Source organism: Vogesella amnigena (assembly GCF_042648905.1).
In the GTDB taxonomy this organism is placed as follows: Bacteria; Pseudomonadota; Gammaproteobacteria; order Burkholderiales; family Chromobacteriaceae; genus Vogesella; species Vogesella amnigena.
In genome coordinates this window covers 1-24,510 of sequence record NZ_JBHRYH010000005.1, presented here as the reverse complement: position 1 = coordinate 24,510, position 24,510 = coordinate 1, and the positions used below count along the sequence as shown (strand labels likewise).

General features: G+C 64.4%; 29 protein-coding genes. 15 read left to right on the top strand and 14 right to left on the bottom strand.

All coding sequences use genetic code 11. The features are described from left to right. Positions 1–20 precede the first annotated feature (20 nt). The gene (locus tag ACFOKJ_RS01845) at positions 21–2,852 is read right to left on the bottom strand and encodes an FAD-binding and (Fe-S)-binding domain-containing protein (RefSeq protein WP_390276295.1); all 2,832 of its coding nucleotides are present in this window, start codon (positions 2,850–2,852) and stop codon (positions 21–23) included. A gap of 172 nt (positions 2,853–3,024) precedes the next feature. Here ACFOKJ_RS01845 and ACFOKJ_RS01840 point away from each other — a divergent pair, with 172 nt between their 5' ends. Then, positions 3,025–3,576 (top strand): hydrolase, encoded by a 552-nt coding sequence (locus ACFOKJ_RS01840; protein WP_390276294.1) that lies wholly within the window; start codon positions 3,025–3,027, stop codon positions 3,574–3,576. 398 nt (positions 3,577–3,974) lie between these two features. On the opposite strand, the gene ACFOKJ_RS01835 is transcribed toward ACFOKJ_RS01840, so the two are convergent. The 8 genes from ACFOKJ_RS01835 to ACFOKJ_RS01800 are packed head-to-tail and all read right to left on the bottom strand — an operon-like array spanning position 3,975 to position 9,590. Beyond that, positions 3,975–4,409 carry a hypothetical protein gene (locus ACFOKJ_RS01835; protein WP_390276293.1) on the bottom strand — a complete coding sequence of 145 codons (435 nt, stop codon included), beginning with the start codon at positions 4,407–4,409 and terminating at the stop codon, positions 3,975–3,977. Then, the gene (locus tag ACFOKJ_RS01830) at positions 4,406–5,356 is read right to left on the bottom strand and encodes a Nudix family hydrolase (RefSeq protein WP_390276292.1); all 951 of its coding nucleotides are present in this window, start codon (positions 5,354–5,356) and stop codon (positions 4,406–4,408) included. The genes ACFOKJ_RS01835 and ACFOKJ_RS01830 overlap by 4 nt, the downstream gene beginning before the upstream one ends. Continuing rightward, complete coding sequence (locus ACFOKJ_RS01825; RefSeq protein ID WP_390276291.1) at positions 5,356–6,234, bottom strand: ATP-binding protein; 879 nt, start codon at positions 6,232–6,234, stop codon at positions 5,356–5,358. Before ACFOKJ_RS01825 ends, ACFOKJ_RS01830 begins: the two co-directional genes overlap by 1 nt. 26 nt (positions 6,235–6,260) lie before the next feature. Next, entirely contained in the window at positions 6,261–6,779 is a 519-nt protein-coding gene (locus ACFOKJ_RS01820) for a GNAT family N-acetyltransferase (RefSeq protein ID WP_390276290.1), read from the bottom strand. 2 nt (positions 6,780–6,781) lie between these two features. Beyond that, complete coding sequence (locus ACFOKJ_RS01815; protein WP_390276289.1) at positions 6,782–7,450, bottom strand: histidinol-phosphatase; 669 nt, start codon at positions 7,448–7,450, stop codon at positions 6,782–6,784. Then, positions 7,447–8,124, bottom strand: coding sequence for a DnaA regulatory inactivator Hda (gene hda / locus ACFOKJ_RS01810; RefSeq protein ID WP_390276288.1), 678 nt, complete (start codon positions 8,122–8,124; stop codon positions 7,447–7,449). The genes ACFOKJ_RS01815 and hda overlap by 4 nt, the downstream gene beginning before the upstream one ends. Positions 8,125–8,143: 19 nt before the next feature. Further along, a complete protein-coding gene (locus tag ACFOKJ_RS01805; protein WP_390276287.1) occupies positions 8,144–9,223 on the bottom strand; it encodes an AI-2E family transporter in 1,080 nt (359 codons plus the stop codon). 37 nt (positions 9,224–9,260) lie between these two features. Next, on the bottom strand, positions 9,261–9,590 hold the full coding sequence (locus ACFOKJ_RS01800; protein WP_390276286.1) for a DHCW motif cupin fold protein: 330 nt from the start codon (positions 9,588–9,590) through the stop codon (positions 9,261–9,263). Positions 9,591–9,714: 124 nt separating this feature from the next. Here ACFOKJ_RS01800 and purM point away from each other — a divergent pair, with 124 nt between their 5' ends. The 8 genes from purM (at position 9,715) to ACFOKJ_RS01760 (ending at position 17,226) form a co-directional block, all read left to right on the top strand. Then, the gene (gene purM / locus ACFOKJ_RS01795) at positions 9,715–10,752 is read left to right on the top strand and encodes a phosphoribosylformylglycinamidine cyclo-ligase (protein WP_390276285.1); all 1,038 of its coding nucleotides are present in this window, start codon (positions 9,715–9,717) and stop codon (positions 10,750–10,752) included. Positions 10,753–10,823: 71 nt separating this feature from the next. Next, positions 10,824–11,522, top strand: a complete 699-nt coding sequence (gene purN / locus ACFOKJ_RS01790) for a phosphoribosylglycinamide formyltransferase (protein WP_390276284.1) — start codon at positions 10,824–10,826, stop codon at positions 11,520–11,522. Beyond that, positions 11,519–12,646 carry a DUF3108 domain-containing protein gene (locus tag ACFOKJ_RS01785; protein ID WP_390276282.1) on the top strand — a complete coding sequence of 376 codons (1,128 nt, stop codon included), beginning with the start codon at positions 11,519–11,521 and terminating at the stop codon, positions 12,644–12,646. Before purN ends, ACFOKJ_RS01785 begins: the two co-directional genes overlap by 4 nt. Further along, complete coding sequence (locus ACFOKJ_RS01780; RefSeq protein WP_390276281.1) at positions 12,630–13,883, top strand: RsmB/NOP family class I SAM-dependent RNA methyltransferase; 1,254 nt, start codon at positions 12,630–12,632, stop codon at positions 13,881–13,883. The genes ACFOKJ_RS01785 and ACFOKJ_RS01780 overlap by 17 nt, the downstream gene beginning before the upstream one ends. An 82-nt stretch (positions 13,884–13,965) precedes the next feature. Beyond that, positions 13,966–14,283 (top strand): Grx4 family monothiol glutaredoxin, encoded by a 318-nt coding sequence (gene grxD / locus ACFOKJ_RS01775; protein WP_390276280.1) that lies wholly within the window; start codon positions 13,966–13,968, stop codon positions 14,281–14,283. A gap of 247 nt (positions 14,284–14,530) precedes the next feature. Then, positions 14,531–15,163 (top strand): uracil phosphoribosyltransferase, encoded by a 633-nt coding sequence (gene upp, locus ACFOKJ_RS01770; RefSeq protein WP_390276279.1) that lies wholly within the window; start codon positions 14,531–14,533, stop codon positions 15,161–15,163. A 58-nt stretch (positions 15,164–15,221) separates the two neighbouring features. Further along, positions 15,222–15,860 carry a hypothetical protein gene (locus ACFOKJ_RS01765; protein WP_390276277.1) on the top strand — a complete coding sequence of 213 codons (639 nt, stop codon included), beginning with the start codon at positions 15,222–15,224 and terminating at the stop codon, positions 15,858–15,860. Between the two features lie 121 nt (positions 15,861–15,981). Then, positions 15,982–17,226, top strand: a complete 1,245-nt coding sequence (locus ACFOKJ_RS01760; protein ID WP_390276276.1) for a uracil-xanthine permease family protein — start codon at positions 15,982–15,984, stop codon at positions 17,224–17,226. A gap of 96 nt (positions 17,227–17,322) precedes the next feature. On the opposite strand, the gene ACFOKJ_RS01755 is transcribed toward ACFOKJ_RS01760, so the two are convergent. Next, the gene (locus ACFOKJ_RS01755) at positions 17,323–17,640 is read right to left on the bottom strand and encodes a DUF2322 family protein (protein ID WP_390276275.1); all 318 of its coding nucleotides are present in this window, start codon (positions 17,638–17,640) and stop codon (positions 17,323–17,325) included. Positions 17,641–17,827: 187 nt separating this feature from the next. Between ACFOKJ_RS01755 and ACFOKJ_RS01750 the strand changes: the two genes are divergently transcribed. Genes ACFOKJ_RS01750 through ACFOKJ_RS01740 form a run of 3 tightly spaced genes read left to right on the top strand, consistent with a single transcriptional unit; the run spans position 17,828 to position 20,779 of the window. Further along, positions 17,828–18,877: an efflux RND transporter periplasmic adaptor subunit gene (locus ACFOKJ_RS01750; protein ID WP_390276274.1), complete on the top strand. Its 1,050-nt coding sequence runs from the start codon at positions 17,828–17,830 to the stop codon at positions 18,875–18,877. Further along, positions 18,874–20,091, top strand: coding sequence for an ABC transporter permease (locus tag ACFOKJ_RS01745; RefSeq protein WP_390276273.1), 1,218 nt, complete (start codon positions 18,874–18,876; stop codon positions 20,089–20,091). Before ACFOKJ_RS01750 ends, ACFOKJ_RS01745 begins: the two co-directional genes overlap by 4 nt. After that, the gene (locus tag ACFOKJ_RS01740; RefSeq protein ID WP_390276272.1) at positions 20,084–20,779 is read left to right on the top strand and encodes an ABC transporter ATP-binding protein; all 696 of its coding nucleotides are present in this window, start codon (positions 20,084–20,086) and stop codon (positions 20,777–20,779) included. Before ACFOKJ_RS01745 ends, ACFOKJ_RS01740 begins: the two co-directional genes overlap by 8 nt. Before the next feature lie 12 nt (positions 20,780–20,791). On the opposite strand, the gene ACFOKJ_RS01735 is transcribed toward ACFOKJ_RS01740, so the two are convergent. From ACFOKJ_RS01735 to ACFOKJ_RS01725, 3 genes are all read right to left on the bottom strand, one after another. After that, a complete protein-coding gene (locus tag ACFOKJ_RS01735) occupies positions 20,792–21,130 on the bottom strand; it encodes a hypothetical protein (RefSeq protein ID WP_390276271.1) in 339 nt (112 codons plus the stop codon). 154 nt (positions 21,131–21,284) lie between these two features. Beyond that, positions 21,285–22,166, bottom strand: a complete 882-nt coding sequence (gene ubiA, locus ACFOKJ_RS01730) for a 4-hydroxybenzoate octaprenyltransferase (protein ID WP_390276269.1) — start codon at positions 22,164–22,166, stop codon at positions 21,285–21,287. After that, positions 22,163–22,690, bottom strand: a complete 528-nt coding sequence (locus tag ACFOKJ_RS01725; RefSeq protein WP_390276268.1) for a chorismate--pyruvate lyase family protein — start codon at positions 22,688–22,690, stop codon at positions 22,163–22,165. Before ACFOKJ_RS01725 ends, ubiA begins: the two co-directional genes overlap by 4 nt. Positions 22,691–22,773: 83 nt before the next feature. On the opposite strand from ACFOKJ_RS01725, the gene ACFOKJ_RS01720 reads away from it, so the two are divergent. The 3 genes from ACFOKJ_RS01720 to ACFOKJ_RS01710 are packed head-to-tail and all read left to right on the top strand — an operon-like array spanning position 22,774 to position 24,350. Next, entirely contained in the window at positions 22,774–23,124 is a 351-nt protein-coding gene (locus ACFOKJ_RS01720) for a CidA/LrgA family protein (protein ID WP_390276267.1), read from the top strand. Next, a complete protein-coding gene (locus ACFOKJ_RS01715; protein WP_390276266.1) occupies positions 23,121–23,834 on the top strand; it encodes an LrgB family protein in 714 nt (237 codons plus the stop codon). The genes ACFOKJ_RS01720 and ACFOKJ_RS01715 overlap by 4 nt, the downstream gene beginning before the upstream one ends. 51 nt (positions 23,835–23,885) lie before the next feature. Beyond that, positions 23,886–24,350, top strand: coding sequence for a SixA phosphatase family protein (locus tag ACFOKJ_RS01710; protein WP_390276265.1), 465 nt, complete (start codon positions 23,886–23,888; stop codon positions 24,348–24,350). On the opposite strand, the gene ACFOKJ_RS01705 is transcribed toward ACFOKJ_RS01710, so the two are convergent. Continuing rightward, positions 24,319–24,510 (bottom strand): hypothetical protein (locus tag ACFOKJ_RS01705; protein WP_390276264.1); only part of this gene is annotated, 192 nt, incomplete at its 5' end. The genes ACFOKJ_RS01710 and ACFOKJ_RS01705 overlap by 32 nt on opposite strands.

Genomic DNA, 24,510 nt, shown 5'->3' with positions numbered 1-24,510 from the left:
GGGCAATGGCCGCCGCCGTATCAGCGCAGCGGCTGGCTGGCCTTGTCTACCAGCACCATCAGGTGCTGGTAGGGAATGCCGCTGTGGCTGGATAGCCCGATCTCGCAGGTGGCGCTGGTGGAGAAGCCGCCGCAGCAGCCAGCCACCTGTTGTTGCAAGCCGGTTAGTGCGCTCTCGTTCAGCTCCGGGTGGCTGAAGCCCTTGTCGCCGGCAAAGCCGCAGCAGGTGATGCCGGCTGGCTCAATCACCTTGCTGGCACAGCGCCGTGCCAGCGCGTTGAGGCTGGCGGACTGGCCTTTTTTCTTCATCGAGCACACCACGTGCAGCGCCACGGTTTCGTCCTGCGGCACAAAGCGCAGGTACTGTGCGGCCTCTTCCTGCACAAAAGTCGTCACGTCGAGAATGCGCAGCCTCGGGTCGTGAATGCCGTCCAGCAGCGCAGCGGTGCATACGCCGTTGTCGATGATTACCGGCCAGCGGCCATTCTCGGTGGCGGCCAGCAGCGCGGCTTCCACCTCGTTCACCTTCTGCTGTGCGGCATCGGCGGCGCCCTTGGACTTGAACGGCGTGCCGCAGCACAGATTGGCCAGATTGTCCGGGTAGATCAGCCGGTAGCCGGCCTTGCCCAGTACCGAGGCCACCACCTCGTTCAGCGGCCGGCTGTCCGGCATATTGCCTGCCGGGGCGAAGGTGCGGGTGAGGCAGGACGGCAGGTACACCACCTGGCGCTGGCTGTGCGCCTGCCCGGTGGCCAGTTGCAGCTTGCCGGCGGCACGCGGGAAGTACGGCGTCCAGTACGGAATCTTGCGGCCAACCACTTTGCGCAGCCCGCGCATGATGGCGCCGGTGGCGGCGTCGCCGGCCACCGCGTGCAGGGTGTCCAGCGCCTTCAGCCCCAGCCGTGCGCCAGCGGCGGCGGTGGCGAAGTTGCTGGCCAGGGTGTTGGCAGTGGCCCAGCCGATGTCGCTCTGGCCAGCCTCGCGCAGCAGGCTGGTGAGGCTGCCGGTGTTGATGCCCACCGGGCAGGCGGTTTCGCACAGCCCGCAGGTGGTGCAGGTTTCATCGCCGGCGTACTGGTAGGCGCGGCGCAGCTCGGCCAGTTGCTCGCTGTCGCCCTGTTTCTCCAGCTGTGCCATCTCGCGGTTGGCGACGATACGCTGGCGCGGGGTGAGGGTGATGGCGCGGCTGGGGCACATCACCTCGCAGAAGCCGCATTCGATGCATTTGTCGATCAGCGGGTTGGCCGCGGGTATCGGCTTCAGGTCGCGGATGTGCAGCTGTTTGTCGGCGGTGATGATCACATCCGGGTTGAGGATGCCGGCCGGGTCGAACAGCGCCTTGATCTCCTGCATCAGGCGGAAGGCGGTGGCGCCCCATTCCAGTTCCACGAACGGCGCCATATTGCGGCCGGTGCCGTGCTCGGCCTTCAGTGCGCCTTCGTATTCCACCGCCACCAGCTGGCACACCGCCTCCAGGAAGGCTTCGTAGCGGGCGATTTCAGCCGGCCCGCTGAAGTTGGGGGTGAACACGAAGTGCAGGTTGCCTTCCAGCGCGTGGCCGAAAATGATCGCCTCGTGGTAGCCGAACTGGCGGAACAGCGCTTGCAGTTTGAGTGTGCCTTCGGCCAGGTGCTCGATGGGGAAGGCCACGTCCTCGATGATTACCGTGGTTTCCGCCGCGCGCATCGCGCCCACGCTGGGGAACATGCCCTTGCGGATGTTCCAGAACTGCGTGTACTCGGCGGCGTCGCTGGTGAAGCGGATACCGTCCAGGGTGGCGATGTCGCCGATATGCTGTTCGATGAAGGCGACGTTGGCCGCAAGACTGTCGGCGCTGGCGGCGCGGGTTTCGATCAGGATGGCGGCGGCGTCCGGCCCCAGCGTGCGGATGATCTCCGGCACACCGGCCTTGTTTTCCACCGAGCGCAGGCTGGCGCGGTCCAGCAGCTCGGCTGAGGACACCACGTCCTTGTGCTGCGCCAGGCGCTGCACGGCGTCGCAGGCGGTCTGGATATCCGGGTAGAACACCAGCGCCGACGCCTTGTGCGGGTGCTCCTCCACCGTGTGGTAGGTCACCTCGGCCACAAAGCCCAGCGTGCCTTCGCTGCCCACCATCAGGTGGGCGAGCATGTCCACCGGGTCGGCAAAATCCAGCAGCGCGTTCAGGCTGTAGCCGGTGGTGTTCTTCATCTTGTACTTGCGGGCGATCTTCGCCGCCAGCGCGTCGTCAGCCAGCACGCGCTGGCGTAGTGCGGCCAACTGCGCCAGCAGGCCGGCGTGGCTGGTACGGAACGCCGCTACGCTGGCCGCATCGCCGGTGTCCAGCAGCGTGCCGTCGGCCAGCAGCAGGCGTAGGCTGCGCAGTGTGCGGTAGCTGTTCTGCGCGGTGCCGCAGCACATGCCGCTGGAGTTGTTGTTGACGATGCCGCCGATCATGGCGGAGTTGATGGTGGCCGGGTCCGGGCCGATCTTGCGGCCGTAGGGCAGCAGCGCGGCATTGGCCTCGGCGCCGATCACCCCCGGTTGCAGGCGGATGGCGCGGCCGTCATCCAGCACTTGCAGCCGCTTCCAGCCATGGCTGGCCACCACCAGAATCGAGTCGCTCACCGCCTGGCCAGACAGCGAGGTACCGGCGGCGCGGAAGGTCACCGGCAGTTGCAGGCTGGCTGCCTCGCGCAGAATGGCGCGCACCTCGTCCTCGCTTTCGCTCTTGATTACCACCTTGGGCGTTAGCCGGTAACAGGAGGCGTCGGTGCCGTAGGCCAGGGTGGACAGCGGGTCGGTGAATACCCGGCGCGCGGGCAGGGTCTCCAGAATGCGCTGATGGAATTCGCGGTAAGCACCTTGCAGCATGATTCTCTCCGGCGGCCGGGGCTGGCCTGTTCTCTGTGTTGTCGGCATGGTGCCACAACACGTCGCCGCGCCCATCTGGGGTTTGCCCTTGCTTATGGCAACTGCGTAAGCTTGGTACGGTCATAGTAATGAGCGCCGGTGTTGATTATTGGAAGCCGGCAAGGAGACGACAATGCTTATCGACAAGGACGATGCCACCCTGCTGGTGGTGGATGTGCAGCAGAAGTTGCTGCCAGCGGTGCTGGATCCGCAAGGCATGCTGGCGCGTTGCCGCTGGCTGGTGTCGGCGGCGCACGATGTGGGGCTGCCGGTAGTGTTTTCCGAGCAGTACCCGCATGGCCTCGGCCACACTGCTACAGAGTTGCTGGCGGCAGCGCCGGCGGCGCTAGTGGTGGAAAAGCTGCATTTTTCCTGCGTGGCGGCGGAGTGCCTGCCGGAAAGCCTGCTGGCGCGCGGACAGGTGGTGGTGTGCGGCATGGAAACCCATGTCTGCGTGTTGCAGACCGTGCTGGAGTTGCTGGCGCTGGGCAAGCAGGTATTCGTGGTGGCCGACGCGGTATCCAGCCGTGGGGAAGTGAACCGCGACTACGGCCTGCAGCGCATGCGCGACGCCGGCGCGGTGCTGGTGACGCGGGAGATGGTGCTGTTCGAGGCGTTGCGGGTATCCGGCAGCGACGAATTCCGCGCCATGAGCAAGCGCTACCTGGTGGGCGAGCAGCCCTGAGCGTTGGATTGGCTGCTGCCAGAAAGACAAAAGGTTGGCCGCATGACTGCGGCCAACCTTTTTGCCCTGTTGAGATGACGGCTGAGCCGTTCTGGTTCTCTCTCTATCAAAACTGCGTACCACGCGCTGCGTGGCACTGAATGCGAAAAAGAGGCCCCGAATTGGCGCATTGCACCAATTCGGGCGGTTTGGTTGCACCAAAACCGTGCAAGAATCTCTGTGCCTAACGATAATCAGCCGAGCTGACCACCACAAGCGCAGAGAACAACACCTGTCGCTCCATGGAGCAAGATACAGGTAAGCAAGCTGCATGCCAGAAAAGAACAACGCCAGACAGGGTGCTGGCGTTGTTCTCCACGATCACCCACGTCAAATGATCGTGGGCGGCGATTTTTGCGTTATTGCGTGTCGAAATCGATCAGATAGCTCTTATCCTGATACTTCAACGCCATCTGCCATTGGCGGCTGCCGGTCACACATACCGGCAGGGTGATATTTGCCTGCCAGTCCTGGCCGTGCGGCAGCAGCTGGTAGCGGTTGAAGCCCATGTCCATGTCGCGCATGGAAAACTCGACGGCTGGCGGCTTGCCGTCCAGCCCGCGCAAGGTCAGACCGAACGGTTTGGCTGCCTGCGGGGCGCGATCCAGCTGCAGCCGGCTGCCATCCGGCAGCTGGCAGCCGGCCTGCAGATTGCTGCAGCTGACGACGATTGGCGCTGCTGGTTGATTCTTGTGGCTGAGGTACCACCAGATCAGCCCGCCCTTGAGCAGGGCAAAGGCGATCAGCAGCACGGCGATCAATGCCAGTTGCTGGCGGGTGAGCTTGGTTTTCATGCTTGCTTCCAGGCCGCACGCATCTGCGCCACGCCATGTGCGCCACAGCGACGAGCCTCGTCAAGGTTGGCCGCAGTCAGGCCGCCAATGGCGAACACCGGCAGCGGTGCCGCTGGCGCGGTAAGCGCGGCCAGGCCGTCCCAGCCCAACGGCGACGCATCCGGGTGGCTGGCGGTGGCCTGCACATGGCCCAGCAGTGCGTAGTCGAGGCCCAGCTCGGCGGCACGTTCCAGTTCGGCACGGCTGTGGCAGGAAGCGCCTACCCAGGCGAAGTGGGCCGGGCGTTCCTGCAGTGCAGCCAGCCGCGCACCGTTCAGCTGCACGCCGTCCACCGGCCAGCCTTTCAGCCAAGCCGGGTCGGCGTTGACGATCAGCTTGCCGCCACGCGCATGCACGATCTGGCTGATCTCGCCCACTAGCGCTGCCAGCTGTTCGCGGTCCAGTTGCGGCTCGCGCACGATCACCCATGGTTCGTCATGGCGCTGCGCCAGCGCTTCCAGCACCGTGTCGCGCCCCAATTCATGCACGCAGCTGATGTGCAGCACGTCCGGCAGCTGCAGCGCGCGCAGGATGGGCGCATTGGCCGGCAGCATCGGCTGCACCGACAGCTGGCCCGGCTGCTGCCAGGCAAAACTCTGCCCCTCGTGCGGCTGCGGCTCGCCATCCCACGCCCACACGCGGTAGAACAGCAGCTCCACCGAAGCATGCTCGTAGTGATGCACGCGGCGCAGCCATGGCGTGGCGTGGGTGACGGTAATGCCCATTTCTTCCTGCAGCTCGCGCACCAGTGCCTGGTACGGCGTTTCGCCGGCTTCCACCTTGCCGCCTGGAAATTCCCAGTAGCCAGGGTAGGGCTTGCCGGCCGGGCGGCTGCCGAGCATGAACTGGCCATCGGCCTGCATCAACGCTCCGGCCACCACCGGAATGGTCTTTTTGCTGTCCATCATCAGCGCCCCAGCTCGGCCAGGCGCTCGGCCGGCTCGCGGCCGGCCCAGTCGCAGGCAAACTGCCAGGCCACGCGGCCGGAGCGGCTGCCGCGCAGCTGGCTCCATTGCAGCGCGGCACGCTCGGCTTCGGCATCCAGCAGCAGGTCGAAATGCGCCAGCCAGCCGCGCACCGCCGCCAGGTAGGCGTTCTGGTCGAAGGGGTAGAACGACAGCCACAGGCCGAAGCGATCGGACAGCGAGACTTTCTCTTCGGTGGTTTCGCCCGGATGAATCTCGCCATCCTGCACCCAGCTTTCGCGGTTCTCGCTGAAACGCTCCGGCATTAGGTGGCGGCGGTTGGAGGTGGCGTACACCAGCAGGTTGGCCGCACGCTGCGCCAGGCCACCATCCAGTGCCGACTTCAGCGCCTTGTAGCTGTCCTCTCCCTCTTCGAACGACAGGTCGTCGCAGAACAGGATGAAATGCTCCGGGCGGCCGGCTACCAGCGCCACGATCTGCCCCAGGTCCGGCAGGTGGCTCTTGTCCACCTCGATCACGCGCAGGCCGCGCTCGGCATAGGCCGCCAGCAGTGCCTTGATCAGCGACGATTTGCCGGTGCCGCGTGCACCGGTGAGCAGCACGTTGTTGGCCGGGCGGCCCGCCAGGAACTGCTCGGTATTGCGCACGATCAGCGCCTTCTGCCGCTCGATATCGTTGAGATCGTCCAGCGCCACGGTATGCGGCGCGTGAATGGCCTCCAGCCAGCCGGTAATGCCGGCACGGCACCAGCGAAAGGCCGGCGCGCTCCAGTCCGGCTCGGGAATGGCCGGCGGCAGCAGCGGCTCCAGCCGTGCCATCAGCGCTTCGGCGCGGGCGAGAAAGGCGTCGAGTTTTTCCATGTGCTTGACCTTGTGAATAGCGGAGCTTATTGCCCCAGCAGTTTTTCCAGCACTTCCAGTTCCAGCTCCGGACGCAGCAATTCACCCACACCGGCATCCAGTGGGAACGGCAGCCGCTCGCCGGTGGCTGTGTAACCACGGCGCAGGTAGTAGGCGCGCAGTTCCGGGCGTGACGTCAGCACCGTCATGCGGCTGCGGCCAAGGCCGTACAAGGCCTGCAGTTGTTGCTCGGCATGCGCCAACATCGCCTTGCCGAGTCCGCCGCTCTGGCAGGTCGGGTCCACCGCCAGCATGCCGACATAGCCGTAATCACCAGCGTTTTCGATATGCACGCAGGCGACGATCCGCTGCTCCTGGCAGCCAAGCAGCACCTGGCCATTGGGCTGGGCGAGCAGTGTTGCCAGCTGCGCGGGGGTGATGCGCTCGCCGCTGACCAGACTGTTCTCGTGGGTCCAGCCGGCCTGTTCCGGCGCCGGGCGATAGGCTCGGTTGACGAGGAGGCTCAGTGCTGCGATGTCATGCTGGCTCGCGAGGCGGAACTGCATGCTCAGCCCCGCAGGCTGATCACCGGCCAGCCATGTGCCTCGGCATGAGCGCGCAGGGTGTCGTCCGGGTCCACTGCCACCGGCTTGCTGACGATGGACAGCAGCGGCAGGTCATTGCGCGAATCGCTGTAGAAGAAGGTGTCGGTGTAGCTTTGCAGCGTTTCGCCGCGTGCGGCCAACCATTCGTTCAGGCGGGTGATCTTGCCTTCCTGGAAGCTGGGCGTGCCGGTGGGCTTGCCGGTGTAGTTACCGGCGGCGTCCTGCTCCAGCTCCACCGCGATCAGGTGCTCCACGCCCAGTTCGCGGGCGATGGGGCCGGTGATGAAGCGGTTGGTGGCGGTGATGATCATCACCACGTCGCCCTGCGCCTGGTGCGCGGCTACCAGCTCGCGCGCCTTCAGCGGAATGATGGGCTTGATGTGTTCTTCCATGTACGCGGCATGCAGCGCATCCAGCTCCGGGCGCGAAAAACGTGCCAGCGGGGCCAGCTGGAAGTCGAGGAATTCGAGGATGTTCAGCGTGCCGGCCTTGTACTGCTCGTAGAAGTAGTCGTTCTGGCGTGCGTGGTGTTCCGGATCGAGTATGCCGCGTTTGATCAGGAATTTCGGCCACTCGGTGTCGGAGTCGCCGGCAATCAGGGTGTTGTCGAGGTCAAACAGGGCAAGGTTCATGGCTCGGTTTCGGTGGTTTGCAGTACGTTTTTCACCAGCGGCACGGTAATCGGCCGCCGCAGCGCCAGCGAGTAGCGGTCCAGCATGTCCAGCATGGCGATCAGGCTGGACAGGTCGCGGCGCCAGTGGGTAAGCAGGTAGCGGAACACGTCGTCGCCCACTGCCAGCTGGCGGCTGGCGGCGTGCTGGCGCAGCGCGTCCAGCTTGTCGTCGTCGGATAGCGCCTTCACCTCGAACACCAGGCCCCAGCCCAGGCGGGTGCGCAGGTCGTCGCGCACCGGCGCCTGCATCGGCGGCTGGCGGCCGGCCATCAGCAGGCGGCCTTCGCCGCTTTCCTTCAGCGAGTTGTAGATGGAGAACAGCATGATCTGGTCATCCGGCGCCAGGTCGTCCACGTGGTCTACGGCGATGAAGCTGGCTTCGCGGGCAAAGTCGGGCAGGTGTTCGTGCGCGGCATCCAGGTAGATGGAGGCGCGGCCCAGGCGCTCGGCATGGGCGATCCACGCCTGCAGCAGGTGGGTCTTGCCGCAGCCGGGCTCGCCCCACAGGTAGACGAAACGTTCCCCCTCTTCGGCGGTAAGCGCGGCAATGATTTCGCGGTTACGTTCGGCTAGGAAGTTGTCGAAGGCCGGCAGGGGCTCCGGCAGGAGGTCGAGAACGAGCTGGTCCAACATGGATGTGGGGTATCTGGAATCAGGGCTCGATTCTACGCTGATAAAAGCGGCTGTTGAAATAATGCCGGATCAGATGGCGGCCGAGGATCACGGTGATGGCCGACAATGGCAGCGCCAGCAGCACGCCGGCAAAGCCCATCAGCTCGCCGAATGCCATCAGGGCGAAGATCACCGTTACCGGCGACAGGCCGATGCGCTCGCCCACCAGATAGGGGGTGATCAGGAAGCTTTCCAGCAGCTGGCCGACGGCAAATACGCCCCATACCAGCAGCAGGCCGCTGAAGCTGTCGAACTGCAGCAGTGCCGCCAGCGTGGCCAGCAACAGGCCCAGAAACGCACCAAGGTAGGGGATGAATACCAGCAGGCCGGCCACGATGCCGATGGCCAGGCCGGAATCCAGCCCCACCAGTGCCAGCCCGCCGCCGTAGATCAGCGCCATGATCAGCATCACCGATAACTGGCCGCGCAGGAACTGGCCCAGCATGTCGTCCACCTCGCTGGCGATGCGGCCAACCTCGTCCACCCAGCGGCGCGGCACCAGGGTGGCGGCACGCTGCACCATGTCGTCCCAGCCATGCAGGAAGTAGTACAGCAGCACCGGCAGCAAGGAGAGATTGGCCACTGTCTGCAGCAGCAGCGCGCCGCCGTGGCCCAGTTGCGGCGCGATGCGTGCCAGCGCCTGGCGCACGCCGGCGGCATTGCCCGCCAGTGCCTCGCGCCAGCTCTGGCTGTCGATGCTGATGGCGGTTCCCAGGGTGTGGTTCAGCCAGGGCAGGGCGGTGTGCTGCACGAAGTCCACCAGCACCGGCAGCCGCGTGGCCAATGCCTGTGCCTGCGAGATCAGCATCGGCACCACGATCAGCAGCAAGCCCAGCACAATGAAGCAGCCGGCCAGCATCACCAGCAGCAGTGCCGCGCTGCGCGACAGGCGGCGAGTCTGCAGCCGGTCTACCAGCGGGTCGAGAATATAGGCCAGCACCGCAGCGGTGATGAACGGCGCCAGTACCGCGGACAGGCGGTCCAGCAGCCACAGCACGCTGAACGCGCCAATGGCGCCCAGCAGCCAGGGCAGCAATCTGGAGGGTGAGGGTGTTTGCATGGGGCTGGAGGGCATAGGGAAAGGTGTGGGGTGACGCTTAGTCGACAATGAACAGGGTGGCGCCTTGGGGCGTACTGGAGCGGTGCGGTTCGGCTTCGTCAGCCACCTGGTAGCTGCAGCCTGGCGTCAGCACGAAGCGGCGGCCGTCGGCCAGCTCGGTATGCAGTTCGCCGGCCAGGCACAGCAGGATATGGCCCTTTTTACACCAGTGATCAGCCAGGTAGCCGGCACTGTATTCCACCATGCGTACCCGGATGTCGCCGAAATGGCGGCTACGCCAGCGCGCCTCGCCTTGTTCACCGGGGTGAATTTCGGCCTCGATACCGGCCCAGTCGGTGATGCCAAATGGAATGTCCTTGAGCTGCATGCTGGCTCTCCTGAAGCAGTTCTGACTGTCTGGCGGTTTTCAGTTAAAATACAGGCGCTTCGGGCCACGAGCCCGCGCACTCCCAGGCAGCAAAGCGAATACGTTAGCAGAAAGCGAGTTTATCTTGAACACCACGTCCCTCAGTTACCGTGACGCCGGCGTCGACATCGATGCCGGTGACGCGCTCGTCGAAAACATCAAGCCGTTTGCCAAGCGCACCATGCGCCCGGAAGTTCTCGGTGGCCTCGGCGGTTTCGGCGCACTGGTGGAAATTTCCAAGAAATACCAGGAGCCGGTACTGGTTTCCGGTACCGACGGCGTAGGCACCAAGCTCAAGCTGGCCTTCGACTGGAACAAGCATGACACCGTGGGTATCGACCTGGTGGCCATGAGCGTGAACGACATCCTGGTACAGGGTGCCGAGCCGTTGTTCTTCCTTGACTACTTTGCCTGCGGCAAGCTGGATGTGGCCCAGGCCACCGACGTGATCAAAGGCATTGCCGAAGGTTGCGAGCAGGCCGGTTGCGCGCTGATCGGCGGCGAAACCGCCGAAATGCCGGGCATGTACCCGGTGGGCGAATACGATCTGGCAGGCTTTGCCGTCGGCGTGGTGGAAAAGAGCAAGGTCATCACCGGCCGCGACATCAAGCCGGGCGACGTGGTACTGGGTCTCAAGTCCAACGGCGTGCATTCCAACGGCTACAGCCTGGTGCGCAAGATCATCGAGCGCGCCCAGCCGCAGCTGGATGCCCAGTTCGATGCTGGCAAGACCCTGCGTGACGCCATCATCGCCCCGACCCGCATCTACGTGAAGCCGCTGTTGGCACTGATGCAGCAGCTGAACGTGAAGGGCATGGCGCACATCACCGGTGGCGGCATTACCGAAAACACCCCGCGCGTGCTGCCGGAAAACACCGTGGCGCAGATCGATGCCGGTAGCTGGGAGCTGCCCAAGCTGTTCCAGTGGCTGCAGGCCGAAGGCAATGTCGATGCCCAGGAAATGTACCGCACCTTCAACTGCGGTATCGGCATGGTGGTAATCGTGGACGCGGCCGATGCCGACGCCGCGGCTGCCTTCCTGACCGAGCAGGGCGAAACCGTATCGCGCATCGGTGTGATCCGCGCGCGCAACGGCGACGAGCACCAGACCCAGGTGGCGTAAGCTCCCTGGGCAGACAGCGCCGCTGGCCTTGCTGGCGGCGCTTTCATTTGGCGGCCAGTGATGCCGCCGGCATGCCGCAGCAGGTTTGCGGCCAACGTTTCACGGCGCTTGCGCCGGCTAGCCACAGCATCATGAAAAACATCGTCATCCTGATTTCCGGCCGCGGCTCCAATATGCAGGCCATTGTCGAGGCCAATATTCCCGGAGCCAACATCGCCGCGGTGATTGCCAACCGCCCGGACGCCGCCGGCCTCGCCTGGGCCGCCGAACGTGGCATCGCCACCGTGGGCCTGGATCACAAGCAATTCGCCAGCCGCGAGGCGTTCGATGCGCAGCTGGCTGCCGAAATCGATGCCTTCCAGCCGGATCTGGTGGTGCTGGCCGGCTTCATGCGCATCCTGACGTCGGCTTTCACCGCGCGTTACGAAGGCCGCATGCTGAATATCCATCCCTCGCTGCTGCCGTCCTTCCCCGGCCTGCACACCCACCAGCGCGCCATCGACATGGGCTGCAAGGTAGCCGGCTGTACCGTGCACTTTGTCACCGCCGAGCTGGATCACGGCCCCATCGTGGCGCAGGCAGTGGTGCCGGTGCTGGACGACGACAGCGAGTCCGCCCTGGCTGCCCGCGTGCTGGCGCAGGAACACAAGCTGTACCCGGACGCGGTACGCCGCTTCGTGGCCGGCGAGCTGGCGATCAACGCCGGTCGCATTGCCGGTGTAGCCGCCGATGCGGCCAACCTTAGCCTGCTGGTACCGGCGCCGCGTTGAAAAAGCTCCGCCCCAACACCCGCCGGCTGATGCTGCTGGCTTTTGTCCTCTCGCTGCTGGCGCACCTGACCATGCTCGGCAGCGGGCTGGTGTCGTTCGACAGTGTGGAGATGCCGGACGACCCCAAGCTGCGCCAGCTCACCGCCAAACTGGAAACCATGCAGCTGGACGAAGCCTCGGCACCGGCGCTGCAGATGCCGGCATTGCCCGGCACGCTGGGCGCGGACGGTGGCGATGCTTCGCAGCCGGTGGCGGCACGGCCGAAACCGAAGCCGGCACGCAAGACGCCACGCGATCAGGCGGCATCGGCCCCGCTGGCGGTGGCGGCTGCCGCAGTGGCAGCCTCCGCCCCCGTGGCAGAAGCAAAGCACGCCGCAAGTGCCAGCATGGCGCAGCAGCCGGCCAGCAGTGCCGTGGCCGAGGCACCGCCGCAGGACACGGTGAAGCCGGACAAGCCGATACGCCGCTTCCCCCAGTCGGCGCGCGTGCAGTACGGCTTGCTGACCTCCGGGATACTGATCGGGCAGGGCAATATGGTGTGGCAGCGCGAGGGTGGCAGCTACAGTCTGCTTACCGACGTAGTACCGGCCATCGGCCCGAAACTGCACTATGAAACGGTGGGCAGTGTCGGCAAGCAGGGGCTGAAGCCGGAGCGTTTCGAGGCCAGCCGTGATGGCGAGCCGCGCGAGCGTGCCTATTTCGACTGGTCGGCGGGCGTACTCAGCTACGGCGACCGCAACGCCGACAAGAGCGAGCCGCTTGAGGCCGGCGCCCAGGATTGGCTGGGCCTGGGGGTGCAGCTGGCGCTGCGTGGCGACAATATGGGCGACGCGCCGATCCAGATCACCACCGGCAAGAAGGTGTACCGCATGCTGCTGAAGCCGGATGGTGAAACCGATTTTGATACCGGGGATGGCAATATCCGCGCCGTGGTGGTGCGGGTGAAGCAACCGGATGAAATGTACGAATTCTGGCTGGCGCCGGATTTCGCCAATATCCCGATTCGTGTGTTGCGCGTGGGCAAGGATGCGCGTTACGAACTACGGGCCAACCTGATCGAACTGGCGGGGCAGACCGTGTGGAAGCAGCCGCCAAGAAAGCTGAGAAATGAAAGTAAGCGCTAAACAATTCGAGCAGCTGGACAAGGTATTGCATGCCATGCTGCGCTTTGACCGTCCGGCCGATGTCGTGCTGTCCGCCTTCTTCCGCGAGAACAACAAGCTGGGCGCCAGCGATCGTCACCTGATCGCCGAAACCGCCTTCGCCTGCCTGCGCCACCTGGAACTGCTGCGCCACCTGTGCGCACCGCGCATCAACACCCGCCGCTTGGCACTGGCAACGCTGGTGCGCATCGGCGGCAGCAATCTGCGCGAACTGGAATCCGTCACCAAGGAAGGCGAAAGCGAGTGGCTGGCCAGCATCAAGGGCGCCGAGCTGCCGGCAGACCTGGCGGTGCGTTCCGGCCTGCCTGGCTGGGTGATCGGTATGTTGGCCGAGCAGGACGAGGGCGAAGTGGTGGCGCTGGGCAAGGGCCTGACCACTGCCGCGCCGCTGGACCTGCGCGTCAACAGCCTGAAGATGCGCCGCGACGAGGCGGTGGTGTACCTGCGCGACTCCGGCATCGAATGCGAGCCGACACCGTATTCGCCGCTGGGCATCCGCCTCAAGGGCAAGCCGGCGCTGTCCAAGCACCCGCTGTTCGTGCAGGGCGCCATCGAAGTACAGGACGAGGGCAGCCAGCTGTTGGGCCTGCTCACCGGCGCCCGCCGTGGCGAGATGGTGGTGGATTTCTGCGCCGGCGCCGGCGGCAAGACCCTGCTGCTGGGCGCGCAGATGGCTTCTACCGGCCGCCTGTACGCTTTCGACGTATCGGAAAAGCGCCTGGCCAACCTCAAGCCGCGCCTGGCACGCTCCGGGCTGTCCAATGTGCATAGCACGCTGATCGCGCACGAGAACGACACCAAGGTGAAGCGCCTGGCCGGCAAGGCCGACCGCGTGCTGGTGGATGCGCCGTGTTCCGGCCTGGGTACCCTGCGCCGCAACCCGGACCTGAAATACCGCCAGAGCCCGGAAAGCGTGGCCGAGCTGAATGTGAAGCAGGCCGCCATCCTGGCTTCCGCCGCCCGCCTGGTGCGTGCCGGTGGCCGTCTGGTGTACGCCACCTGCAGCCTGCTGCCGGCGGAGAACCAGAACATTGTCGAGGCCTTCCTGGCGGCCAACCCGGACTTCAGTCTGCTGCCGGCCAATACGCTGCTGGCCGAGCAGAAGATCGACCTGGATACCGGCGACTACCTGAGCCTGCGTCCGCATCTGCATAACAGCGATGGCTTTTTTGCCGCGGTGCTGCAACGCAAGGCTTGAGCCGAGCGGGCAAGCGGGCCTAAAATAACTTATTGAATTAGTCGGGTAATGCCCCGGCGCCAGACCGAAGCAAAGGAAAATCATGTCCGTTCAAGACACCATCCAGCAGACCGTTAGCAGCAACCCGGTAGTGTTGTTCATGAAAGGCTCCGCCACTTTCCCGCAGTGCGGCTTCTCCTCCCGGGCCGTGCAGATCCTGAAAGCCTGTGGCGTGAACGACTTCGTGACCGTAGACGTGCTGGCCGATGCCGACGTGCGTCAGGGCATCAAGGAATTTTCCAACTGGCCGACCATTCCGCAGCTGTACATCAAGGGCGAATTCGTTGGTGGCTCGGACATCATGTACGAGATGTACCAGGCCGGCGAACTGCAGGAAATGCTGAAAGACCTGGCAGCCTGATCGCCAGATGCTTACGTCGAAGCGGCCCGCCTTGTGCGGGCCGTTTTGTTTGTGCCGGCGCAAATGTGCGCCACAAAATCGGCTATCACATAAGGCAAGGGCCATCCCGCAGCGCGCGAACAAGCGTTTGCCTGTAAAATGCCGCCCCAAATCCGTACCGGCAGGTATCCGCCTGCCGGTTTCCGTATCCAGAATGCGCGCAGCCGGTTACGAGCCGGGTGGCGCCAGTTGCAAGGTTTGGACCGCCATGAACATTACCGTCGTCAATCACCCGCTGGTACAGCACAAGCTTGGTCTGCTGCGCGAAGGCGATATCAGCACCATGAAATTCCGCCAGCTCACCCAGGAGCTGGCACGCCTGCTGGCTTACGAGGCCACCCGTGATTTCGAGCTGGAGCCGGTGACCATCGAAGGCTGGTGCGGCCCGATCGAGGTGCAGCAGATCAAGGGCAAGAAAGTGACCGTGGTGCCGATCCTGCGTGCCGGCATCGGCATGCTGGATGGCGTGCTGGACCTGGTACCGTCGGCCAAGATCAGCGTGGTGGGCCTGGCGCGCAACGAGGAAACCCTGGAGCCGGTGTCCTACTTCGAGAAGTTCGTCGGCAACCTGGACGAGCGCATCGCCATGATCATCGATCCGATGCTGGCTACCGGTGGCTCGCTGATCGCCACTATCGACCTGCTCAAGCGCAATGGCTGCAAACAGATCAAGGCGGTGGTGATGGTGGCGGCGCCGGAAGGCGTGAAAGCGGTGAACGCGGCGCACCCGAACGTGCAGATCGTGGCTGCCTCGCTGGACAGCCACCTGAACGAGCATGGCTACATCATTCCGGGCCTGGGCGACGCCGGCGACAAGATCTTCGGTACCAAACACGCCTGATGGGGCACGCTTGATAGCCAGCACTGCTGCGGCCAACGTTGGCCGCAAGGGGGAAGCCATGGACGCATACCGACAGATCGAAGCCGACTTTCTCGCCCGCTTTCCACACGGGCTGCAGGACGAAGCCTGGCTGGCGTTGGGCAAGAAGCACCGCAGCATCGAAGGCGTGATGCGGCTGTGTCGCGAAGGCCTGGCCGAGCCGGTATTGCGCGCAGCCATCGACAGTGGCAATACCTTGGCGGTAGTCGACACCTGCCGTCAGATCGTGGGCCGCTGCACTACGGTGAGCACCTTCGAGAAGATGGCGTTCCGCAACTACCTGGCGTTCAGCGATGTGCACCGGCCGTTCGTGGCGGCACTGCATGCGCTGCTGTACTGCTTTGACGAGACCAGCTTTGCCGATTTCGTCGAGGTGCTGCAGCTGTGCCGCAACGACGGCAATGCCAACCCGGCCAAGTGGCCGCTGGTGACCTGCTTCCTGGCCTACAGCGACCCGCAGCACCATGTGTGCATCAAGCCCACCACCATCAAGAAGCTGGCCGCACGGCTGGGGGTGGATGTCGCCTACCGGCCGCTGCCCAATTTCGATACCTATCACCGCGTGCAGGCGATGGTGCTGGACTTCCGCCAGCACAGCACGCTGGCGGCAGAGCAGAACAACATCATTGCGCAGGCGGTGATGTACTGCACTGTCTAACAGTTGGCCGCAAGCAGCAAGCGCCTGTTCAATAGCTGTTGGCTGCGCTGAGGCCGACAGTACTGGCGCCAGGCAAGACGCAGTACGCACTTCCACTAACCGATAACAATAGGGAATCCACATGTTCCAACAACTCAAGACGGCGGTATCTGGTGCCCAGATCCTGTTCGTTGCCTTTGGCGCCCTGGTGCTGGTGCCGCTGCTTACCGGACTGAATCCGGCCATGGCGCTGCTGGGTGCCGGCGTCGGCACGCTGCTGTTCCAGCTGTGCACCGGCCGCCAGGTGCCGATCTTCCTCGGCTCCTCGTTTGCCTTCATCGGCCCCATCATCTACTCGATGCAGACCTGGGGCCCTGGTGCCACCATGTTCGGCCTGTTCTGTGCCGGCTTCATGTACTTCGTGTTTGCCGCCATCGTGCACTGGCGCGGCATGGAGCTGGTAAACCGCCTGCTGCCGCCGGTGGTGATCGGCCCGGTGATCATGATCATCGGCCTTAGCGTGGCTGGCGCCGCGTCCGGCATGGCCATGGGCCGTGCCGGTGGCAACCAGGTAATGCCGTACGAGACTTCGCTGCTGCTGGCCGCCATTTCGCTGGCCACCACCGTGGCGGTGTCCATCTACGCGCGCGGCATGTTCAAGCTGGTGCCGATTCTGGCTGGTGTGATCGTTGGCTACATCGCCGCTGCCTTCATGGGTATGGTGGATTTCGCCAAGGTGGCCAATGCGCCTTGGTTCGCGGCGCCGGCCTTCCACAGCCCGGAAGTGAACTGGGCGGCGGCGCTGTTCATGCTGCCGGTGGCGATTGCCCCGGCCATCGAGCACATCGGTGGTGTGATGGCGATCAGCGGCGTTACCGGCAATGACTACACCAAGACCCCGGGCCTGCACCGCACCCTGGCTGGCGACGGCCTGGGCGTGTGCTTTGCCGGCCTGGTTGGCGGCCCGCCGGTGACCACCTATGCCGAGGTGACCGGCGCGGTGATGATCACCCGCAACTTCAACCCGGTGGTGATGACCTGGGCGGCGCTGTTCGCCATCGCCATGGCCTTCTTCGGCAAGTTCAACGCCTTGCTGCAGTCCATCCCGATGCCGGTGATGGGCGGCATCATGGTGCTGCTGTTCGGCACCATCGCTTCCATCGGCCTGAAGACACTGATCGAAGCCAAGGTGGATCTGATGGAGCCGCGCAACCTGGTAATCATCTCGGTGGTGCTCACCGCCGGCATCGGCGGCCTGGAGCTGAAATTCGGCAGCTTCGGCCTGGCCGGCGTCGGCCTGTGCTCGCTGCTGGCCATCATCCTGAACATGATCCTGCCGGGCAAGGCTGCCAGTCATGACGGGATTGTGGAAGGGCAGGACGTGTAAACTGGAGCCAAACCTTGCGGCCAACGTTGGCCGCAAGCAGTTCAACAAAAAGCCCGCCAATTCCGGCGGGCTTTTTGTTTGTAGAAAGCAGGCGGATCAGGCCGCGATCACCCGCAGGCTCAGCGCCGGGGCACCCTGTTCGGCAATCGCCAGCAGGCGGTCGATATTCGGGTGCTTGCCGGGAAAGGCGCGCGCATCGGCGGTGTGTTCGGCGTACAGCGCCAGGCCTTCGCTGGCGGCGGCCTGGTTGATGCTGCCAAAGCGGGCATGCAGCGCATGGTAGACGCGCACCGAGCCGGCGGTGCCGGGGCGGTTTTCCAGGCGCGCCACGCTGTTGCCGCTGGCATCCAGTAGTTCCACGGCGGCAATGCCGTCGATGGCGGGCAGGGTGGCGAGAATGTCGGCAAAGCTCATGCTGGGTATCCTGTGGTGAGTCAAATTCCGGCCGATTGTTTCATATCTGATAAACCGTGGCGACGGTGGCTGATTACAATACGCGCTGATGACAGTAAATTGTTAAGAGCCGGTTCACGATTGCGCACGGCATGTTCGCCGTGGCGCTGTCGTGCGGTCACACATTACCGGCTGGCAAGGGGAAGGCATGAAACGCATTCGCGCGAAGTGGCTGTGGTGGCTGTTGCTGGCAGCCCTGCTGTTGGCCGCATTGGCCTGGTGGCTGCTGCCGCCGGCGGTAACGGTGCTGACACTGCGCAGCAAAGAGGTGCAGTTCAGCGTAGTCAGCACCGGGCGGGTGGAGGCGCAGCTGGAAAGCACTCTGTCCAGCACTGTTACCGGACGGGTGGTAGCTACGCCGGTGGCGGCCGGCGACAGCGTGCGCGCCGGCCAGCCCTTGCTGCGGCTGGAGCCGGACGAACTGCGTGCGCTGCAACTGCAGACCGAGGCGCAGCTGGCATCGGCACAGGCCACGCTGCGCGAGAGCGAACGGCAGTGGCAGCGCCAGCAGCAGCTGTTTGCCCAGGGATTCATCAGCCAGGCTGCGCTGGACAGTAGCCGCCTGAGCCGCGACGCCGCACGCCAGAGCGTGGCGCAGCTGCAGGCACTGCGACAGCAGAATCTGGTGCGCCTGGGGCAAAGCGAAATACGCGCGCCCAGCGATGGGGTGCTGCTGCGGCGGGATGTGGAAATCGGCGATGTGCTTACCGCCGGCAAGGCGGCGCTGCTGTTTGCCAGCGCCGGCCAGCCGCGCGTGTTGCTGGAGCTGGACGAACGCGATGTCGGCCAGCTGGCGGTGGGCCTGGCCGCTGCCGTGCTGGCGGATGCCTTCCCGCAGCGGCCGGTGGCGGCGCGGGTGAGCCGGGTGTCGCCACGGGTGGATCAGGACAGCGGCACGGTGGAAGTGGAGCTGCAGCTTACCCAGCCAGCCGGTTTTCTGAAAAGCGGCATGACGGTATCGGCGGAGATTCGCACCGGTGCGGCGCGGCAGACGCTGCTGCTGCCAGTGGCAGCCGTGCGTGACGGCCGGGTGGCGGTGGTGGTGGACCAGCATCTGTTCTGGCGCCAGGTGCGTACCGGCATGGCCGTTGCCGGCGAGCTGCCAGTACAGGCCGGGGTGCGTGCCGGTGAGCAGGTGGTGCTGCCGGCTCCGGCTGCCAGCCTGCGGGATGGTCAGCGCGTGCGGGTGCAGCCATGAACTTCGTCTGGATCGTGGCCTGGCGGCTGCTGCGCGAGGGGCGCTTCCAGACCGCGCTGATCCTCAGTGGCGTATGCGTGGGGGTGGCGGTGGTGGTGTACATCACTGCCATCGTCAATGGCCTGCAGTCCAATATCATCGAACGCACGTTGTCCAGCCAGGCGCACGTGGTGCTGCGTCCGGCGGACCGCGACAACCGGCCGGTGCTGCAGCCGGCGCCTGGTGTTACCGCGCTGCCGGATGTGCGCAAGCGTACCCAGCGGGTGAACACCATCAGCAACTGGGCGCCGCTGCTGGCGGCCGTGCAGCGTACCCCCACGGTGACTGCTGCCGCAGCGATGGCTGCCGGCCCCGGCGTGGCACAGCAGGGTGGGGTGCGCAATTCGGTGTCGTTGATGGGGGTGAATCTGGCTGACTACCAGCAGGTGGTGCGGCTGGATAACAAACTGGTGGCCGGGCAACTGCAGCTGGCTACCGGTCAGGTGATGATAGGCAAGGAGCTGGCCGAGGAGCTGGGGCTGACGCCGGGCAGTCGCCTGCGTCTGCAGTCGGCCAGTGGCCGCCAGGATTCGGTGCAGGTGACGGCAGTGCTGGATTTCGGCATCAAGGATCTGAACCGGCGTTGGGTGCTGATGCCGCTGCGCAGTGCGCAGACCCTGCTTGGCTACCGGCTGGACATCACCGAAATCTATGTGAAGACCAGCCGGCTGTTCGAAGCGGAAGCTCTTGCGGCCAACCTGGCACTGGCTACGGGCCTGAAGGCGGACAGCTGGCAGGCCAGCAACGGCCAGCTGGTGACGGCACTGAAAAGCCAGAGCGCCTCCAGCCTGATGATCCGCATCTTTGTTACCTTTGCCGTGGCGCTGGGCATTGCCAGCGTGCTGGTGGTGTCGGTGGTGCAGCGCCAGCGCGAGATCGGCATTCTGCGCGCCATGGGCACGCCGGCCTGGCGCATCCTGGGGGTGTTTCTGTTGCAGGGGGGCATCGTCGGCATGGTGGGGGCGGTGTTCGGCTCGCTGCTGGGTGCCGGGCTGGCGATCGGCTTTACCCATATCGCCCGCACGGCCGATGGCTCGCCCTTGTTTCCGGCGCAACTGGATAGCGAGCTGTTTATCAGCACCGCGATTATTGCCTTTCTGGTGGGCGTGCTGGCGGCGCTGATGCCGGCGCTGCGCGCGGCGCGGCTGGACCCGGTGGAGGCGATCCGTGGCTGATGTCCTGTTGCTGCAAGGTATACGCAAGTCGTATGGCGGTGGTGCCTCACCCCGGGTAGAGGTGCTGCACGGCATTGATCTGGCGCTGGCGGAAGGCAGTTTTGCCGCCCTGCTCGGGCCGTCCGGCTCCGGCAAGTCCACGTTGCTGAACATCATCGGCCTGCTGGAGCCGCCCACCGAGGGTGAACTGAGCCTGGCTGGCAAGGCCACCAGCCAGCTGGATGATGCGGCGCGCACGGTGCTGCGCAACCGCTACCTGGGTTTCATCTTCCAGTTTCACCATCTGCTGCCGGCGTTCAGCGCCGAGGAGAATGTGTTGATGCCGATGCTGGCCGGCGTTGGCCGCATCAGTAGCGCCGACCGGCAGCGGGCGCAGATGCTGCTGCAACGGGTAGGGTTGGCGGAACATGCGCACAAGCGGCCGGTGCAGCTGTCCGGTGGCCAGCAGCAGCGGGTAGCCATTGTGCGGGCGCTGATGAACCGGCCACGGCTGGTGCTGGCGGATGAGCCCACCGGCAATCTCGATACCCAGACCGCGGCCGAGGTGTTCGGCCTGCTGCACGAGCTGAATCGCGAAGAAGGCACCACTTTCCTGATCGTGACTCACGACCCGCGGCTAGCCAACACCTGCCCACGCCAGTTCCGCCTGCTGGATGGTCGGCTGCAGACCGGGACAGAAGACGACTGAGACGGCGCCTGCCTAACTCAACGCGCCAACCCAGTGGCCGCTGAGCGTGGCGAATATGCCCGGCACCTGTTCGATGGAGCCGGACAAGTCGAAGTTGTTGCTGTCGCGCCGCAGGTGGCCGTTCAGTGCCAGTAGGTAGTGGCTGGCGGGGCCGAACAGCGTGTGTTGTGACTCCGGGTTGCGTTGTACGTCCAGTCGCAATGCCACATGTTCACCCGACAGCAGCAACCTGCCCTGATAGCGGGCCTGTTGGTCGTTGCCGCTGAGGTGTTGTTCGTCCACCACCCATTGTCCTTCGCTGACATGGCCGTCACTGGTGGTCAGCCGTACTTGATAGATACCGTTTAGCATATGCGCCTCCTTGTCCTGGAACACGCGGCCAGACGCCGGCCGTCTGTTTCAACTTAGACCACGCTTGCGGCCAGCGGTATCAATTGATTCCGTTTCAAAATGCAACAGGCGCAGCGAATAATCCGCTGCGCCTGTTTTCCGGGGCTCCAGTCTGTCAGGCAGCCTGGCGCAGCAGGAAGTCCAGCACCATGCCGGCAAAGATCACCGCGCCGACACGGTTATTGTCCAGAAAGGCCTTGAAGCACAGCTTGCGGTCGCGGGTGCGGATCTCGGTGTACTGCTTGGCAATCAGCAGGCAGGACACCGCCAGCGCGGCGTAGTAGGGCAGGCCCAGGCCCTGATCCACGCCCAGCAGCAGCATCATGCCGATGAACAGACCATGGCACAGCATGATGGCGCTGACATCATGGTCGCCAAAGGTGATGGCCGAGGTGCGAATGCCGATTTTCAGGTCGTCCGGCTTGTCGGCCATGGCGTAGGCAGTGTCGTAAGCTACCGTCCACAGCAGGTTGGCCGCCAGCAGCCACCAGGCGGTTACCGGCACGCTGCCGGTTTCAGCCGCAAACACCATGGGAATACCGAACGAGAAGGCAATGCCCAGATACGCCTGCGGAACCGGGAAAAAGCGCTTGGTGAACGGGTAGCTGGCCGCCAGCAGCACTGCCGGCACACTCATCAGCAGGGTGAGGCTGTTCAGTGGCAGGATCAGTAGCAGGCTGAGCAAGGCAAGGGCTGCGGCCAACAGCAGCGCTTCCTTCTCGCTTACCGCGCCACGGGCGAACGGGCGCTGGCTGGTGCGCTCCACGTGCAGGTCGATGTGGCGGTCGGCATAGTCGTTGATCACGCAGCCGGCAGAACGCATCAGGAAGGTGCCAACCACGAAGATCAGCAGGATCAGCGGATCGGGGCGGCCCTGTGTCGCCAGCCACTGCCCCCACAGCGTTGGCCACAGCAGCAGCAGGGTGCCGATAGGTTTGTCCACCCGCATCAGCTGGCCATATACCTGCAGGCGGTCTTTCATTACGGCGTGTGTCATGTCAGATATTTCTCCAGCGCTGGCAGGAACACTTCACAGACCAGCAGGGGTGAATCGTGCAATGCGAAACGACAGCGCCTTGCCAGGTGACTGGCGCGGTCATCCTGTGTGGCGGCCAACCGCTGCAAGCCGTGCGGGTCGCTGACTTGTGCGAACTGCAGGCCTCCGCGTTGCAGCTCGGGCAGGCCGCCAAACAGGGTGAAGCCCAGTGAGCGCGCGCCGCGTTCCAGTATCGGCCGCCACACCTGGCAGTCCTGGCGCGTCACGCTGCGTGCCACCACCACGGGTTCTCCCGCTAGTGTCAGGCAAACGTGCCTGGCATACACTGTGGCGTTTGCGCTAACCTGCAATATTTCCTGCTCGTCCGGCAGGACGACTGCCTCGCCTTGTGCCAGTACTTGCACGGCAAACGGCCGGCCAGTGGCCATCAGGTATTCCGTCAATGAACCTTGTGTGCCGATACAGGCTGCCAGGGTGGCGGCAGCCGGTGGCAAGATGTCGGACCATGGGGGTAGGGTAGTCATGGCGCGCATTATGCCAAAACGCGCCGCCGGCTGTCCCCCGTCATAGCGGTGCCGAGTCACCTCTTTCCGTAATTGATGACATCATGATCGAAACGTTTATCTGGCTGTTGGGCTACCAGTTTGTCGGCGAAGTCCTGGCACGTAGTCTCGGGCTGCCGGTACCGGGCGCCGTCATCGGCATGCTGCTGCTGTTTGTCACCCTGCTGCTGCGCCAGGAAGTGCCTTCCGCACTGCGCCACAATGTGCCTACCCTGATGACGCACATGTCGCTGCTGTTCATTCCTGCCGGCGTCGGCATCCTCGCCTTCTGGCCGCTGCTGTCCGCCCACCCGCTGGCGATGGCTGCCGTGTTGCTGCTGTCCACGCTGGCCACGTTCTTGATTACCTTGCTGGCCATGCACTGGCTTAGTCGCCGTACACAGGGGAATACATGACTATTGCTGCTCTGGAGTGGGTGCGCCAGTCGCCGCTGACCGGTGTGTTGCTTACCTTGCTGTCTTATCGTGTGGCGCTGGTGTTCAGTCGCCGCTACCACGGGCACCCGTTGGTCAACACCGTGTTGCTGGGCGCTACCTTCGTGGTGCTGACGCTGCTGGCGCTGGGCATGAATTTCGAGCAATACCAACGGGGGGCGGGCTTCATCCAGTTCCTGCTGGGGCCGGTTACTGTGGCGCTGGCCATACCGCTGTATAACAACCTCGGTCGGCTGCGGCGCAATGCAGGTGCGATTCTAGGCAGCATCCTGCTGGGCAGTATCGCGGGTGTCGCTACGGCCGTACTGTGCGGCCAACTGTTCGGTCTGCCGCATCAGGTATTACTGTCGCTGGCCCCGCGCTCGGTTACCACCCCCATCGCCATGGGCGTGGCCGAGGTGCTGGGCGGCATTCCGGCGTTGGCAGCAACGTTTGTCATCGTTACCGGCATTATCGGCGCGGTATTTGCCCGGCCGCTGGCCCAGCTATTCGGTATCAAGGATGACGTGGTGCTGGGAGTGGCCACCGGAGTGGCGGCGCATGGTATCGGCACAGCAAGGGTATTCCAGCTATCGGAAACTGCCGGTGCCTTCGCCGGTCTGGCCATGGGGATGACCGGCCTGTTTACCGCGCTACTGGCGCCACTGCTGGTGCATTACCTATTACCGTAACAGCGCGCAGGCATACTGCCTGCCCATAGAACAAAGATAACGAGGCATATCATGGACCTTATCCTGTGGCGTCATGCCGAGGCCGAAGAGGGTAGTGACGACCTGGCACGGGCGCTGACCCATCGCGGCCGGCAGCAAGCCAGCAATATGGCGCACTGGCTGCGCAAGCAGCTGCCGGATGGCTACCGCCTGCTGGCATCGGAGGCTCGCCGCTCACAGCAGACCGCAGCACTGCTGGCCAAGAGCTACGAGATTTTGCCGGCACTCAACCCCAATGCCAGCGTCGAGCAGGTACTGCAAGCCATCAACTGGCCAGCACCGGGGCAGACCATCGTACTGGTCGGGCATCAACCCTATATTGGCCGCCTGGCCGCTACGCTGATGTCCGAGCAGCCGTTGCTATGGAGCGTCAAGAAAGGCGCCATCTGGTGGCTCAGTCACCGTGAGAAACACGGTATCGAGCAGGTGCGACTCAAAACCATGCTCACTCCTGCACAGCTGGAAAGCCTGCGCTGATTGCTCGTAACTGGAAAAGCCTGGCCGCGGCCAGGCTTTTTTGCTTTTTACCTGCCTTGCAGATCAACGACTTGTCGAATTCGTTGGTCTTTTCGTGCAATTCGCTGTTGACGCGGTTCGGGGCGATGGGTATAGTTCGCCTCCTCTGCTGACGACGACA

Excerpts from the sequence above, each read along its gene's own strand:
- ACFOKJ_RS01755 (WP_390276275.1), bottom strand. The coding sequence starts at position 17,640 with ATGAGCTTTGCCGACATTCTCGCCACCCTGCCCGCCATCGACGGCATT.
- ACFOKJ_RS01825 (WP_390276291.1), bottom strand. The coding sequence starts at position 6,234 with ATGGAAAAACTCGACGCCTTTCTCGCCCGCGCCGAAGCGCTGATGGCA.
- ACFOKJ_RS01815 (WP_390276289.1), bottom strand. The coding sequence starts at position 7,450 with ATGAACCTTGCCCTGTTTGACCTCGACAACACCCTGATTGCCGGCGAC.
- ACFOKJ_RS01840 (WP_390276294.1), top strand. The coding sequence starts at position 3,025 with ATGCTTATCGACAAGGACGATGCCACCCTGCTGGTGGTGGATGTGCAG.
- ubiA (WP_390276269.1), bottom strand. The coding sequence starts at position 22,166 with ATGACACACGCCGTAATGAAAGACCGCCTGCAGGTATATGGCCAGCTG.
- hda (WP_390276288.1), bottom strand. The coding sequence starts at position 8,124 with ATGTTGGACCAGCTCGTTCTCGACCTCCTGCCGGAGCCCCTGCCGGCC.
- ACFOKJ_RS01820 (WP_390276290.1), bottom strand. The coding sequence starts at position 6,779 with ATGCAGTTCCGCCTCGCGAGCCAGCATGACATCGCAGCACTGAGCCTC.
- ACFOKJ_RS01745 (WP_390276273.1), top strand. The coding sequence starts at position 18,874 with ATGAACTTCGTCTGGATCGTGGCCTGGCGGCTGCTGCGCGAGGGGCGC.
- upp (WP_390276279.1), top strand. The coding sequence starts at position 14,531 with ATGAACATTACCGTCGTCAATCACCCGCTGGTACAGCACAAGCTTGGT.
- ACFOKJ_RS01845 (WP_390276295.1), bottom strand. The coding sequence starts at position 2,852 with ATGCTGCAAGGTGCTTACCGCGAATTCCATCAGCGCATTCTGGAGACC.
- ACFOKJ_RS01830 (WP_390276292.1), bottom strand. The coding sequence starts at position 5,356 with ATGATGGACAGCAAAAAGACCATTCCGGTGGTGGCCGGAGCGTTGATG.
- ACFOKJ_RS01805 (WP_390276287.1), bottom strand. The coding sequence starts at position 9,223 with ATGCAAACACCCTCACCCTCCAGATTGCTGCCCTGGCTGCTGGGCGCC.
- ACFOKJ_RS01800 (WP_390276286.1), bottom strand. The coding sequence starts at position 9,590 with ATGCAGCTCAAGGACATTCCATTTGGCATCACCGACTGGGCCGGTATC.
- ACFOKJ_RS01765 (WP_390276277.1), top strand. The coding sequence starts at position 15,222 with ATGGACGCATACCGACAGATCGAAGCCGACTTTCTCGCCCGCTTTCCA.
- ACFOKJ_RS01725 (WP_390276268.1), bottom strand. The coding sequence starts at position 22,690 with ATGACTACCCTACCCCCATGGTCCGACATCTTGCCACCGGCTGCCGCC.
- ACFOKJ_RS01735 (WP_390276271.1), bottom strand. The coding sequence starts at position 21,130 with ATGCTAAACGGTATCTATCAAGTACGGCTGACCACCAGTGACGGCCAT.
- ACFOKJ_RS01760 (WP_390276276.1), top strand. The coding sequence starts at position 15,982 with ATGTTCCAACAACTCAAGACGGCGGTATCTGGTGCCCAGATCCTGTTC.
- ACFOKJ_RS01780 (WP_390276281.1), top strand. The coding sequence starts at position 12,630 with ATGAAAGTAAGCGCTAAACAATTCGAGCAGCTGGACAAGGTATTGCAT.
- ACFOKJ_RS01710 (WP_390276265.1), top strand. The coding sequence starts at position 23,886 with ATGGACCTTATCCTGTGGCGTCATGCCGAGGCCGAAGAGGGTAGTGAC.
- grxD (WP_390276280.1), top strand. The coding sequence starts at position 13,966 with ATGTCCGTTCAAGACACCATCCAGCAGACCGTTAGCAGCAACCCGGTA.
- ACFOKJ_RS01750 (WP_390276274.1), top strand. The coding sequence starts at position 17,828 with ATGAAACGCATTCGCGCGAAGTGGCTGTGGTGGCTGTTGCTGGCAGCC.
- purN (WP_390276284.1), top strand. The coding sequence starts at position 10,824 with ATGCCGCAGCAGGTTTGCGGCCAACGTTTCACGGCGCTTGCGCCGGCT.
- ACFOKJ_RS01715 (WP_390276266.1), top strand. The coding sequence starts at position 23,121 with ATGACTATTGCTGCTCTGGAGTGGGTGCGCCAGTCGCCGCTGACCGGT.
- ACFOKJ_RS01720 (WP_390276267.1), top strand. The coding sequence starts at position 22,774 with ATGATCGAAACGTTTATCTGGCTGTTGGGCTACCAGTTTGTCGGCGAA.
- ACFOKJ_RS01835 (WP_390276293.1), bottom strand. The coding sequence starts at position 4,409 with ATGAAAACCAAGCTCACCCGCCAGCAACTGGCATTGATCGCCGTGCTG.